Origin of the sequence: Planococcus maitriensis (genome assembly GCF_003289925.1) — a bacterium.
Taxonomy (GTDB): Bacteria; Bacillota; Bacilli; order Bacillales_A; family Planococcaceae; genus Planococcus; species Planococcus maitriensis.
The window spans coordinates 24,584-38,195 of record NZ_QLZQ01000007.1; the positions used below are offsets into that span (position 1 = coordinate 24,584).

At 50.1% G+C, this 13,612-nt stretch carries 10 protein-coding genes; 1 reads left to right on the forward strand and 9 read right to left on the reverse strand.

Annotated elements, in window-relative coordinates; all coding sequences use genetic code 11:
• The 9 genes from DP119_RS13485 to DP119_RS13520 all read right to left on the reverse strand — a co-directional run bounded on the left by DP119_RS13485 (position 1) and on the right by DP119_RS13520 (position 11,992).
• A complete protein-coding gene (locus DP119_RS13485) occupies positions 1–1,200 on the reverse strand; it encodes a cystathionine gamma-synthase family protein (protein ID WP_112233664.1) in 1,200 nt (399 codons plus the stop codon).
• 50 nt (positions 1,201–1,250) lie between these two features.
• Positions 1,251–2,447, reverse strand: a complete 1,197-nt coding sequence (locus DP119_RS13490; protein ID WP_112233665.1) for a M24 family metallopeptidase — start codon at positions 2,445–2,447, stop codon at positions 1,251–1,253.
• A 178-nt stretch (positions 2,448–2,625) separates the two neighbouring features.
• Positions 2,626–4,329, reverse strand: a complete 1,704-nt coding sequence (locus DP119_RS13495) for a PucR family transcriptional regulator (RefSeq protein WP_112233666.1) — start codon at positions 4,327–4,329, stop codon at positions 2,626–2,628.
• A gap of 87 nt (positions 4,330–4,416) precedes the next feature.
• Entirely contained in the window at positions 4,417–5,082 is a 666-nt protein-coding gene (locus DP119_RS13500) for a GNAT family N-acetyltransferase (protein ID WP_112233667.1), read from the reverse strand.
• A 162-nt stretch (positions 5,083–5,244) separates the two neighbouring features.
• Positions 5,245–5,388, reverse strand: a complete 144-nt coding sequence (locus DP119_RS15885; RefSeq protein ID WP_167399237.1) for a hypothetical protein — start codon at positions 5,386–5,388, stop codon at positions 5,245–5,247.
• A gap of 1 nt (position 5,389) precedes the next feature.
• On the reverse strand, positions 5,390–6,691 hold the full coding sequence (locus DP119_RS13505) for a helix-turn-helix domain-containing protein (protein WP_240616444.1): 1,302 nt from the start codon (positions 6,689–6,691) through the stop codon (positions 5,390–5,392).
• A gap of 20 nt (positions 6,692–6,711) precedes the next feature.
• Positions 6,712–7,974: a S8 family peptidase gene (locus tag DP119_RS13510; RefSeq protein ID WP_112233668.1), complete on the reverse strand. Its 1,263-nt coding sequence runs from the start codon at positions 7,972–7,974 to the stop codon at positions 6,712–6,714.
• Between the two features lie 237 nt (positions 7,975–8,211).
• The gene (locus DP119_RS13515; protein WP_240616445.1) at positions 8,212–9,834 is read right to left on the reverse strand and encodes an alpha-glucosidase; all 1,623 of its coding nucleotides are present in this window, start codon (positions 9,832–9,834) and stop codon (positions 8,212–8,214) included.
• 139 nt (positions 9,835–9,973) lie between these two features.
• Positions 9,974–11,992 carry a penicillin-binding transpeptidase domain-containing protein gene (locus DP119_RS13520; protein WP_112233669.1) on the reverse strand — a complete coding sequence of 673 codons (2,019 nt, stop codon included), beginning with the start codon at positions 11,990–11,992 and terminating at the stop codon, positions 9,974–9,976.
• A 274-nt stretch (positions 11,993–12,266) separates the two neighbouring features.
• On the opposite strand from DP119_RS13520, the gene DP119_RS13525 reads away from it, so the two are divergent.
• The gene (locus tag DP119_RS13525) at positions 12,267–13,550 is read left to right on the forward strand and encodes a glucose-6-phosphate isomerase (protein WP_112233670.1); all 1,284 of its coding nucleotides are present in this window, start codon (positions 12,267–12,269) and stop codon (positions 13,548–13,550) included.
• Positions 13,551–13,612 lie beyond the last annotated feature (62 nt).

Consider the following 13,612-nt stretch of genomic DNA (forward strand, 5'->3'; position numbering starts at 1 on the left):
TTAGACGTTCATCACCGTTTCGACATGCTGGAACGCCTGCTCGAAATCGTTGATGATGTCTTCGATTTCCTCGATGCCGCAAGAGACGCGGATCAAGCCTTCCGGAATGCCCATCGCGGCGCGTTCTTCCGGCGTGCATTCCACGTGGCTCGTCGTACGTGCCGGGCCGACTGTCGTCTCGACCGCCCCTAGGTTCGCTGCACGGTTCGCGTATTGGAGCTTCGGCAACAAGTCGCGCACCGTGTCGACGCCGCCTTTCACCGAGAAGCTCAGCATGCCGCCGAAGCCTTTCATCTGGCGTTTCGCGATATCGTGGTTGGGGTGCGTCTCGAGCCCCGGATAGAAGACGTCTTCGACGATGTCTTTTGTCTGAAGGTATTCAGCAAGCGCCATGGCATTCTTGCTTTGTTCACGGATGCGTAAATGCAAGGTCTTCATGCCGCGCAGCAGTAAATAAGCTGCCATCGGGTCCATCGTCGCGCCGTTGATTTCGCGGTAATGATAAACCTGCTCGACCAGTTCATGCGAGCCGACCAATACGCCGCCGAGTGCATCCGCATGGCCCCCAAGGAATTTCGTTGCGCTGTGCAGGACGAGGTCAACACCGTGTTCTAATGGATTCTGGTTGATCGGCGTGCCGAATGTATTGTCGATGATGACAAGCGCGCCTGCTTCATGGCCTGCTTTTGCCATGCGGGCAATGTCCGTGATTTTGACCGTCGGGTTGGTCGGTGTCTCCAAATAGAGGATCTTGCAGCCTTTTTTGAGCTCTGCTTCGATCGCCTCATGGTCGCCGGTATCGACGAGTGCGACGTCGATTTGCTGGCGCGGCAGGAATTCGGTGAAGATCTTGTTTGTCCCACCGTACGTATCCTTGATCGATACGATGCGGTCGCCCGGCACGAGGAAGGTCGCGAGCGTGTTGCTGATGGCTGCCATGCCCGTCGAGAAGCTCGTCGCCGATTCCGCTCCTTCCAGCAATTTCACTTTGTCTTCGAACGCTTGGACTGTCGGGTTCGTGTTGCGGCCGTAGATATGCCCTTTTTTCTTGCCGATTGCCACATCGTACCATTCGTCCATATCGTCGTACGTATAGGCGACGCTCAAGACGACTGGCACTTGCGATGCCCCGTGTACCAGATAATCTTTTTCCCCGCCCCAGACCGCTTGTGTTGATTGATGGATTTTGTTATTAGTCATGAACTCACTCCTCAAATTTTTTATTGCTTCCAGTTTTTCATTGCCGGTGATCAGGCACCGCCTTGATAACCGATCAAATGGCCTTTGGTGAATAAGCCCCGCGGCATATTCGCCAGCGTTTCACAGCCGGTTTCCGTCACGCGGAAGGTTTCGCTCACTTCAAACCCGGAGTCCTCGAACCACATCGCCGGGATCATGTGGAAGGCCATGTTCGGCTCAAGTATCGTCCGGTCGCCCATGCGGATGCTTGCGGTATGCTCGCCCCAGTCCGGCGGGTAATTCAATCCCACCGGATAGCCTATGCGCGCCTCTTTTTCAAACCCGTAGCGGGCGATGGTTTTTGTCCAGGTGGCACAGATTTCTTCCAGGTAAATGCCCGGCTTGATCATCGCCAGGCATTCGTTGATGCCTTCTGTCGTCACATCCGCCAGATGCTGAAGTTCTGCATCTGGCGTCCCGATAAACACGGTTCGGGCCAATGGCGAATGATACCGTTTGTAACAGCCCGATAACTCCAGCGTGACCGACTCCCCTTGTTTATAGCGCTTATCGGTCCACGTCAGATGGGGGGCTGCCGTCCGTTCACCCGTCGGCAAGAGCGGCATGATCGACGGATAATCGCCGCCGTGTTCTTTCGTGCCGCTCACTTGCACTTCCAGGATCCTTGCCGCGACGTCGCACTCCCGGACGCCCTCCCCAATCATTTCCATGCCTGCTGCCATCGCTTTTTCCGAAAAACGCGCCGCCCGTTTCATGTAGTCGATTTCAGTATCGGATTTCACCAGCCTTACCCAATTGACCAAGGAGGTGGCATCGTGAAAACGGGCGTTCGGCAAGCCTTTTTGCAAGCTGGCAAAACATTTCGCCGTAAAGTAATAACTATCCATTTCAACGCCGATCGAACGCCGGTCCTGGCCGATTTGCGTCAGGATTTCCGCCACGAAATCCATCGGGTGGCGCAATTCCGTTTGGACGTAGATTTCGGGGTAAGCGATGATGTTGTCGTGATAAAGCCAAGTGGTGATCTTCGCTCCATTTGCATCCATAATGCGCCCCACCCATATAGGCTGGTCTTCGTCCTCGATGACGATGAGCATCTGGTGTACGTAAAACGACCAGGCATCGTATCCCGATAAATAATTCATGTTGGCTGGATCGGTAATAAGCAGCACTTCAATCCCGCTTTCCGCCATCCGCTGTTTCGTTTTTCTGATACGCCCCTGATACTCTGCTGTTCCAAATGACATGGGGAATCCCCTCCTCGTGTTCACGAATTAAAAGTCGGAATAATCAATTTATTATTCTTGTTTTCACTATAACTGCCGGCCTTCTTTTTATGCATCCGTCATAATGTATGAAAATACGTGCAGCCCTTTAGTCAATTTTTCCACATAAAAAAAGCCTTCTTGATTAGAAGGCTTTCATTCAAGCATTATTCGGTTCATTAGCACGGATGCGGTAAGTCCGGACACATAATTCCAATAGAAACAAATCGTCCGGGTCGACAAGCGACAGTCCTGTCAAAGATTCGATTTTACGCAAACGGTAAAGCAGGGATTGACGATGCAAGTTCAAGGCACGCGCCGTTTGGCTGACATTGCCCTGATAATGGTTGTACGCGGAAAAGGTGCCGATCAGATTCATTTGCCGCTGCTGGTCATAATCGACAAGCGGCTGGATCGTCGACAGGATGATGTCTTTCATCCCTTCCGTTTTTGCCAGTTGCAACAGCAGGCGGTCTGCCCGCGTATCGCGGTAATCCATCCGATGCCCCGCCCCTTTTTTCCTGCGCCCGATTTCCAGCGCCGCTTTCGCATGCCGGAAACTGTTACTGAACCCTTCGAATCCTTCCTCATAATCACCTATCCCCCAGGACAAAACGACTTCCGGCAATAAATTCCCAAGCCGCCGTTCGATCAAATCCAGGAAATTGATTTGGTTTTCTTGTCCGCTTTCAAGCGGCTTTTCCAGAAAGATGATCAAATACCCATCTGCATAGCCTGTCATCACCGTGCGTTTCATGGCATGGGCCGCATAATGGATTTCTTCTTCAATATAGGCAACCATGCTTTTCGACCATTCTGTATACGAACTATGGTCAGGCTTTCGCCGCTCGAATAATTCCCTGAAATTCTCAGGGCTTCCCGCCAGGCCAATATACGGGAGCTCTAGGTCATAGCCAAGTGCGCGGGCGCGGGAAGCCGCCTGCTCTTTGGTCGTAAACTCCCCATTTGCCAACTCGCGGACGAAATCCATCCGAAGTGCCGCTTTTGTCTCTTCCACTGCGTTTTGCCTAGAACGCCATAAGGAAATGGTCGTTGCGGCATGTTCCAGCACATGAACCGAAAAGACATCTAGACGCCCATCCCCTGCATTTTCCGGCAGTTCGACGAATATATAGCCCTGAGCTTCCTCAGATACTTGAAGCACCGGCACTTGGACGAGTTTTCGCCCGCCCATTTCTCCGCTGCGGAATTTCTGGATCATCGGGTCGCGGTTCCCTTTCGGAGTTTCCTGGCGAATCGGGAAAATCCCTTTGCCGACCTGCTGTTCCCACGCTTCCAATTTGGTGCGCGAAAAACCGGCAGCTGCTTGCACTGCCCCGTGTGCATCCGTGATGAGCAGCGCACTGTCGAGCTCGCGGCGGATATAGGCAGCGATTTTCTCCAATTCCGCATCCGCCAGAATCAATTTCAATAAATCCTGCTGCACTTGTTCCGAACGTTGCCGCTCTTGACGGTGCAGATCGTTCAAATCGATCATCACTTCTTCGATGACCGTCGAAAAGCGCAGCTCCCACGGCAGTTCAATGAGCAGGAATGCCTGCTCTTCGGCCATTTCTGCAATCTCTTTGGGAATTTCAAAAACGTGCCGCCCCATCGCGATCATGAGGGCGGCTGCCCCAGAATCGATGATGTCCTGGACAAATCCGCGAAATGTCTCCAACTCGTTTTTACATCCCATCGCAGTCGTCAATACCAGCTCATTGCGGCGTACGAAATTCTCCACCGGCATTTCCATGACCGACACCCAGTGCACAGGCTGCGCATGTGCATATTCTTTGGCTGTACGGACGACCGCCCCTTCCAACAATTCATAATCCAAGACATCTTGCACGGTCAGCTGCATATGATCCCCTCCGCGCTACATTGGTTTCTGCCAGTATAGCAAAAACAAACCTTCTGAAAAAGTAAGTGTCCGAATAATCAGAACAAATTATAAATGAAAAGGATTTTTCCATTCCATCAATAAAGCATAATCACGGGACTCTTCATCATCTAAATATCCCGGAACTAGGGTCACCGGCATGCGGCCGCAACTGAGCAAGAAGCTGATGACTGGATCCCTCAGCTCACCCGCCAGCACATTTTCTATGTATTGTTCAGCGGACAGTTCATGCGCGTAACGATGATACCCTGGCATGCGCCCGCCGCCCACGAGACGCTCGAGCCCGTCCGCAACGACCCGCTCATACATCGCTTCCATCAATAACTTGCCAAGTTTCAGTTTGCGGAATTTCGGCTTGATGCCGATGTCGACAACATACAGCGATTCACCGTCTGGGTCATGCGTTCCGATCGATCCCGAATCAGTCACTTGTTCCCATGTATGTAAAGGACGATTGGGATCGAATTTCGTGAGCATCCCTGTCATGGACCCTGCGATTTCGCCATCGATCTCTACACAGATTGCGCCTTCAGGATAAAAGGCGATATGGTTTCCAAGTTGTCGCTCGTTCCATAACAAATCGGGAGGGAACGGCGGCGGAAAACTTTCACGCTGGACTTCGATCAAGCCAGAAAAGTCTTCTTCTGTGTAGGTCCTGATAGTCGCTAAAACCGGACGCCCATCCTTAAAAACGTATTGCTGTTTTTTATACATTGTGTCGCCGCCTTTCTTTTTGATTAGTTTACCCTAAGAGGATGCATATACACAGTTGTAGGGATGAGAGGAATGAGGCGAGTCTGAGGTTAATGGCTTTGGCAACTTAAAATTCGCTAAAAAGAAAAGCTTGCCGAATTGGCAAGCTTTCCTGTTGTTCTATTATACTGGCGGCAATACCTGTGGTCCGTTGATTGTCACGTTTCCATCAGCATTTTCTGCTTGTGTTGCGATTTGAGGCAATCCAGCCGACAAAGTCAAGATTAGCGCTAAGGTTGCACCAACCAATAATTTTTTCTTTTCCATGTTATTCACCGTCACTTTCCAGAAATTGAGTTTGATAGTAATAGGCTTTCTGCCAATCTTGCTGCTCTTTGTAATGAGCCGCAAGCTCTTCAGAAAGATGTTTGGTGTCTTTTATATAACCATATTTTTTGAAAAATGGAAACATTTTATCTTCTTTATAGTTCAAAAGTTCTTGTTGGGAAAATTCTCGTTTTCCATAATAATCGCTATAAATATTAAAGTATTCTTCATCTTTCGGAGTCCCGGGCATGCGCAATTGTTCAATTAACTGAAGCGTTTCTTCTTCACTTATTCCCTCGAGTTCCAATAGATTTATGATTACTGCTTTATGGATGTAACTTCCGGGTTGCACCACATCTTTCAATTCCGAAAATAGCTCGAATGCTTGATTGCCCTGTTTTTGATTTTTCAACAATTCCGCATAATTATAGAGAACCGATTGATATAACTCGTGTTGATGTGTCAAGTAGGCGTTACGTTTCACCACTTCATACAAGCTTGCGGCTTGAGTGCTTAAATTCCGTCTCGTATAGTTGATTGCTAGCAATAGCTGCGCATGCAGGAGGCGGATGTAATTATGGTGCATTTCATAAGCACGTACCGCCCGTTCCGCAAAGTATGCAGAAAGTTCTAGACGGTCATGCACTATTAAAATTCTAGCTTTTTGATAGTAAAACTCCCCTTCAAGTTTTTGCGGGATACTTTGAAGTCCTTGATCCAATTGGTACATCAAATCCATCGCTTCTTTTTGCTGGCCTAAAGTAGTGAAATACAGCGCCTGAAAAAATCGGCTCATCCATAACTCGGGTGCTGTAAAAGAAGCTTTCAGCTTTTCAAGCAGCTTTTGCTGTGCTGACGCTTTGTCCATCTGCAAATCCAGGACATAATAGCGGAATTTATACAATTCGTATTGATTCACCAGGTCGGTTGATTGCAGGTAATCGTCCTCATCCAAAAGCTCTTCATAGATTTTATGCAAATTGTCGAGATCGTAATGAAGTGCGCAATCGATAAACCGCCCCAATTGCTGTTCAAGCCGCTTCTGGTGTTCCAGTTCTTTTTTCAATTGCACGCCCATTTTCAAAAGCAGGGCTTCGTACGTTTCTTCGTGCGGCGTATAGGTATTGGATTCAATCTTGCTCAAATGCGATATCGAACAGATGCCATCAGCGAGCTGTGACTGTGTGAGGTTGTTTTTGAGCCGATAGTATTTAATCACAGAACCGATGTTCATAAACTCACCTTTCTTTGTCAGAATATATAAATAATAACACAAAAAAACAAGCCTGGCTGTGACAGCCAAGCTTGTTTTTAGGCCAACTCTTATGGCAGGCGGTAGAAGCCGAAGCCAGAAGCGGAGTCGTCTCCAGATCCTGCATAATAACCGGAAAGAATGTCGTTGTTAGCTGCGCGGTTTTGAAGATCGCCGCGGACTTGCGTGTGCGATGCAGATGGGTTTGCTGCCCAGATTTTAGCTGCAAGGCCGGCTGCATGTGGAGATGCCATCGATGTCCCACTGATCGTTGCATAGCCTCCGTCATACCAAGCGGAGTAAATGCTTGCGCCTGGAGCCGATACTTCTACATCATATTTCCCGATGGAATAATCGCCAGCATATTGGCTGTATCCGCGTGAAGAGAAATCCGCTACGCGGTACGTGCCATTTTGCTGCACATTCTCAAGAGCTGCTACCGCTACGGCATTTTGCAATGCACCCGGGAAGCCGATCGATCCTTGGTACGGGCCTTCGTTGCCTGCTGCTGCAATGACAAGCACGCCTTTACCGTATGCGTAGTTGACCGCATTCGTGATCAAGCTGCTTTCTGCTGAAGATCCAAGAGACATATTGATGACAGTTTTCTGGTTCAAGGCTGAAGCCTGGTCTGCTACGTGACGGATGGCCGTTGCGATATCATCGGCAGAACCGGATCCGTCATCGCCAAGCACTTTGTATCCCCAAAGGTCCGCTTGCGGCGCTACGCCGTACAAGCCGCCATTGCCGTTCGCAAGTGCTGAGCCGGCTACGTGCGTCCCGTGCCCTTGACGGTCCGTGCAAGAACCGTTGCGGATACTGGTTCCAATAGTGAAATCTTTACATTGCTCAACGTTCGCTGCAAGGTCAGGGTGGCTAGTGTTGACGCCCGTGTCCAGGACAGCGATGTTGACACCAGAACCGCCGCTTGTTTTTGTGATGGAGCTGTTGTTATAGACTGCTTTGATGCCCCACGGAGTGGACTGGGAAGCTGCAGCTGTTTTATAGCGCGCTTGCGGTTCAAGCGTTGTCGTTTCCACTGTATATTCCGGAACTTTTTCAATCGTCACGTTCTTATTTTTCTTCAAAGCTTCGTATTGCTTTTCCGTCATATTGGTTGTGAAGCCCTCGCTATTGAAATCCCAGTGGACGCCATATTGGTCTTTCGCTTTTTCAAGCTCTTTTTTCCCTGGCATGTCGACGAGCACACGGATCTTCTCGTTGGCGTTCGCATTTTGTGCGTCCGGAGCTTCATTTGCTGAAACCCCCATGGCTGGTACGAGCATCGTCGCTGCCAGCATTGCTGTCGTAATGAATTTTGCTGATTTTTTCATCTTTCGAATCCCCTTTTCCGAATAGATTTGTATGGCCCTGTGCAGCAAGCGGCGTCCCGCCTGTTGTCCTGCGGCTGTTGCCATGCTTTAAATCTAGCAGAGAAAAACGGATTGTGTAATTGGGAAAATCCTTGCCCAGGAAAGCCCCTCATAACCAAAACATAACTTTATACCCACAACTATATTCCTTCAAATGAGGAAAATGAGAACATTAAAAAAAGCCGCTCGATGCGGCTTTTAATTCAATAAATAGACACGCGCTTCGTATGGTTGCAGTTTGCCGTCGACATAGCTGTCGTAATTCGACAACAACAATTCCCCGTCGACCGGGTTCCACCAAGAACATGTATCGTCATCGAGATGCGAAATGATCAAATAACGCGCTTCCCCGTAATCACGTGTATAGGCATAAACATAAGGACATTCCAAAAATGTCAAATGCGTACTGCCGTAAACCAACGCTTCGTGATCTTTTCGCAGTTTCAGCATCTTTTTATAGAAAGACAGGACCGATTGGGGATCTTGCTGCTGTGCTTTTACATTGAGCCAATTGAAATTCGGGTTTAACGGAATCCATGGTTTGCCGCCTGTAAAGCCGGCGTTTGCGCCAAAGTTCCATTGCATCGGGGTCCTTGCGTGGTCGCGGCTGATTTTCTTGATGGTCTTCATCAAATCTTTGTGAGGGACTCCTTTTTGGCGGTTATAGCGATACATATTCTTCGTTTCGATATCGCGGTACATATTGATGTCATCGAACGGCGCATTGGTCATGCCGATTTCCTGCCCTTGGTAAATGAACGGCGTGCCTTGCATGAAAAAGTACATGCAGCCTAGCGCGGTCGCACTTTCCCGCCAATGCTCCCGATCGTTGCCCCAGGTTGAAACGGTGCGCGGGCGGTCGTGGTTTTCCAAGTACAAGGAATTCCAGGCAATCCCTTGCGCACTGCGCTGCCAGCGATCAAGGACGATCCTCAAATCGTCGACGTCGACACCCGCGCTTTCTTCATCCCACGCTTCTTCGTGCGCTTCCAAATGGAAGATCATATTGAATTTGCCTTCTTCTTCGCTGATCCATTCGCTGATTTCATGCGCCCTGACGCTGTTTGCCTCACCGACGGTCACGACATCATAACGGTCAAAGGTTTCACGCCGCAATTCTGCCAACAGCTCCTGAATTCCTTGGACATTCGTCATCTTCTCCCAGGCCGGCACATAATTCAGCCCCTCCGGATTCGGCATGTCCGTATACTCTTTTTTCAAATGATTGATGGCGTCTACGCGGAAACCGTCAATTCCCTTATCGAGCCACCAAAGGATCATATCGTAAATCGCCCGCCGCAATTCAGGATTTTCCCAATTCAAGTCGACTTGGCTCTTTGAAAACAAATGAAAATAATATTGTCTTGTTTTCGGGTCATAGGTCCAAGCCGGCCCGCCAAATATGCTTTCCCAATTCGTCGGATGATCGCGCCAGACGTACCAATCGCGTTTGGGGCTGTCTTTCGACGATTTTGATTCCAGAAACCACGGATGCTGGTCGCTTGTATGATTCAATACCAGATCCATCATGATTTTCATGCCGCGTGAATGGATGTCCTCAAGCAAACGGTCAAAATCATCCATCGTCCCCATTTCATCCATAATCGCTTGATAATCGCTGACGTCATACCCGTTATCGACATTCGGCGATTTATAGACGGGGCACAGCCAAATCATGTCGATGCCGAGTTCCTGCAGATAATCGAGCTTTGCCCGGATGCCGTTCAGGTCCCCCAACCCGTCGCCGTTCGTATCGAAAAAACTGCGCGGGTAAATTTGATAGACTACCGCTTCTTTCCACCACGTCTTTTTCAAGCTCATCCCCCTCTTCCTGCTATTGCGGAATTGATGTGCTCACATTGACTGCCGGGAACCGTTTTTTTATAGTATACGCCCTTTCCCGTGAAAGTCCTCTTTGCCTGCATAATAAAAACCGCCCGCGATATGCGGACGGTTCGGGTCAATTATTCAAATAATACTGTTCCATGGCACTTGCGGAGAATCCGGCGACATAATCGCTGCCGCCATCGTCTTCAATCGATTCGACCATCATCGCCAAAATGAAGTCCTGCTGCTCAGCATGATAGGAAACGAAGAACCCGTTCTCTTGCCCCTCTTCCCCGAGAGCGCCTTTCAATTCAGCTGTGCCGGTTTTACCCGCGATCGGTACAGCATCGATATCGGCTGATTTAGCGTAGCCGTCCGTGACGACATTGCGGAGATTGTCCTGCAATATGGCCGCGTTATCTTCGCTGACCACCCCTTCTTTCCATATTTGGCCGGCGGATTCGCTGGCGTAAAGCGTCGGCTCATAGATTGTGCCGCCGTTCAGGAATGGTTCGTAAGCCGAGGCGAGATGCAGGATGTTGGCGAGCATCTGCCCTTGGCCAAACGATGTGTCCGCCAATTGCCCTTCGGATCCAAGGCTGCCGTCATTGGAGATTTGCGAACTTTCCAGCTCGATGGCAAACGGGATTTCCTCCCCAAAACCATAGGCAGTCAGGCCGTCAATGAATGTTTCCGTCCCCATCTCCAATGCCTGTCTCGCAAAATAAATATTATCCGAGTAGACGAGCGCACGATTCAAATCGATCGGATTCGGCGCTTCCGGATGCAATCGGGACACGCGGTATGAGCCCCACGAGCTGTCTTTTTGCCATGTCTGGCCGTTGATCTCGAGTCCTTGCTGAGGATCGAGCGTCCCCGCTTCCATGCCGATGGCCGCTGTCACAGGCTTGATGGTCGATCCCGGTGCATAACGGGCAGCAAAGCGTGTAAACAGCGGATTCAACGGATCTTCCGACAATTCCGTGTAACGTTCCCCGCTGATCCCTGCGATAAATTCATTCGGGTCGAACCCCGGTGAGCTGATGAGCGCCAAAGTTTCCCCGTTTTCAGGCGATACCGCAGCGGCGGTGCCCGGTTCCCCTTGCATCGAATCATAGACGGCCGTCTGCAATTCGGCGTCGATCGTCAATTCGACGTCTTCTCCGGCTGTCGGCTCCTGTTCAGCGAGGACGATGTCTTCCGCCCCCTCTGCCTGCTTCTGGATCAGGATGCGCGCGCCGCTTTCACCGCGCAAGCGCTCTTCTAGCCGGCGTTCCAGGCCTTGGCGGCCGATCAAGTCATTCGTCCCGTAGCCCTGGCCTTTCAAGTCTTCCAGCTGCTCTGCCGTAATCGAGCCGATATAGCCGGTCAAATGGCCGAATGCCTCGCCGTAAGGATATTCGCGCATCGCCGTTTCCTGATAAGTCACGACATCGCTCGCTTCCACGTCCTCTATCAATTGTTCCGCCGATTTCGACGCTTTTGTCAGCGGCACGAATTGATCCGGCTGAACCCAACTTTGGTTCAGGCTTTCTTCAACCGATTCCACCGTCAACCCAAGAAGTTCAGCAGCCTCAGCTATATCGCTGTCTCCTTCCAGCCGGTCCGGCACCACGCCAAGATTATAGCCGGTGCCATTGATAGCCAGCCCGCGCCCTTCACGGTCCACAATCTCCCCGCGCTCAGCGGCTTCTGTCCGCACTGCGACTTCATCGCCTTCTTCAAGGTCCTCAAAGATCAAGGACGGATCCCAATCGACAAACCAGTTCTCTCCACTTTCCTGCTCTTCATGGATCAACGAAACCGTCTGGTCGAATTCAACCGGCCCGGCAAGCGTCTCCATCGTGATAGTAAGCGGAAACTCGGCCGGCTCCGCTTCGTCCCATTCCGCATCTTCCTGCGCGGTATAGCTGACTTCAAGATTCTCGATGCCGAGGTCCTCAATCAATTGCTGCTGCCGCTCATCGAACGCTTCTTGGGGAAACGCTTCTTTCGAGCCTTGTGTCAAATAGTCTTCATACATCGCAGTGAACTCCTGCTCATTCCAATGGCCGACGTATTCATCCAATCGATCTTCCGGTGTCGGCTGCGGTTGGCATCCTGCCATGGCGAGTACCCCTGCACCCGCTGCTATTGCTATGTATCGTTTCATTTCGATGACCTCCTGTAGCTTTCTAGCTAACGCTCTTGCATTGCCCCAAATATCCTTCAATAAAGCGGAAAATTAATAGGACGCAAAAAAATAGCCAGTTCAACTTCATTAATTGCGTGAAACACCCAAGCTAATTGAAGTTTCTTTTTATTTTACCAATAAGTGGCACCGAAGCAAACCCGATTCACTCAGTTTCAAAGCTTTTCAGTTTTTCTTGCTGGATATGCTTTCATTTCCTCCACTATGGTAAAATCAGTAATCATAGAATAGGAGGATGCTTATGATCAACTTAACATATTCACAAGCGATCGAGTCTGCAGTAGATCTCAAAATGAAAACACGTTTGCAGCAAATCCAGGAGGATCTGTATGCAAAAAAAGGAGCAGGATCCGATTTCCTCGGCTGGCTTGACTGGCCATCTTCATTGCCTGAGGATTTCCTGGCAAAAATCGAAGATACTGCCAAAGCGATCCGCGAAAAGGCTGACGTTTTGGTGGTCATCGGAATCGGCGGTTCCTATCTAGGGGCAAAAGCCGTCCTTTCTGCGCTGTCGCCTTATTTCCAGAAAGACGAGCAATTGGAAGTGCTGTTCGCGGGACATCAAGTGAGCGGTGAATACTTGAAGCAATTGCTTGAACACTTAGAAGGCAAGGAAGTCGTCGTCAACGTCATTTCGAAATCCGGCAAAACGACAGAGCCAGCTATCGCGTTCCGTTTCCTGCGCGACTATATGGAAAAACGCTACGGCGACGGTGCGGCCGAACGCATCATCGTGACAACCGACGCTGAAAAAGGGGCACTTCGCCAATTAGCGGAAACAAAAGGCTATCAACGCTTTATCGTGCCGGATGATGTCGGCGGGCGCTACTCCGTCTTCACGGCAGTTGGGCTGTTGCCGATTGCCGCTGCCGGGCATTCAATCCGTAAGCTGTTGGACGGTGCAAAAGAAGCGGAAACAACTTACCGGGATGCTGGCCCTGACCATAACCCCGCAATGCAATACGCGGCGATCCGCCATCACCTGTATGTCCAAGGTTATACGACAGAAGTGAACGCCATCTTCGAGCCGAAGCTGTCGTTCGTCCAGGAATGGTGGAAACAATTATTCGGTGAAAGTGAAGGAAAAGAAGGAAAAGGCATCTTCCCGGCATCGGTCGTCTTCACGACGGACTTGCACTCACTTGGCCAATTCATCCAAGACGGGCAGCGCAACTTGTTCGAAACCTTCCTGCTGGTAAAAGAAGCACAGGAAGACCTGGAGATTTTCGAAACACCTGAAGACGGCGACGAATTGAATTATATTGCCGGCTTGTCCTTGCAGGAATTCAACCATATCGCCCATAAAGGCACATCGAATGCCCATCTGTCCGGCGGCGTGCCGCAATTGAGCTTGACGGTGGAGCGCATCGATGAATCCCAGATCGGCCATTTGCTGTATTTCTATATGCTGAGCTGCGCATACAGCGCCTACCTTCTCGGCATCAATCCGTTCGACCAGCCGGGCGTCGAAGAATACAAAAATAATATCTTCAAGCTGTTGAAAAAACCAGGATTCTAAAAAAAAAAAACGCTTTTCCCGAACAGCCTTCTGGCCAATCGGGAAAAGCGTTTTTCAATAAG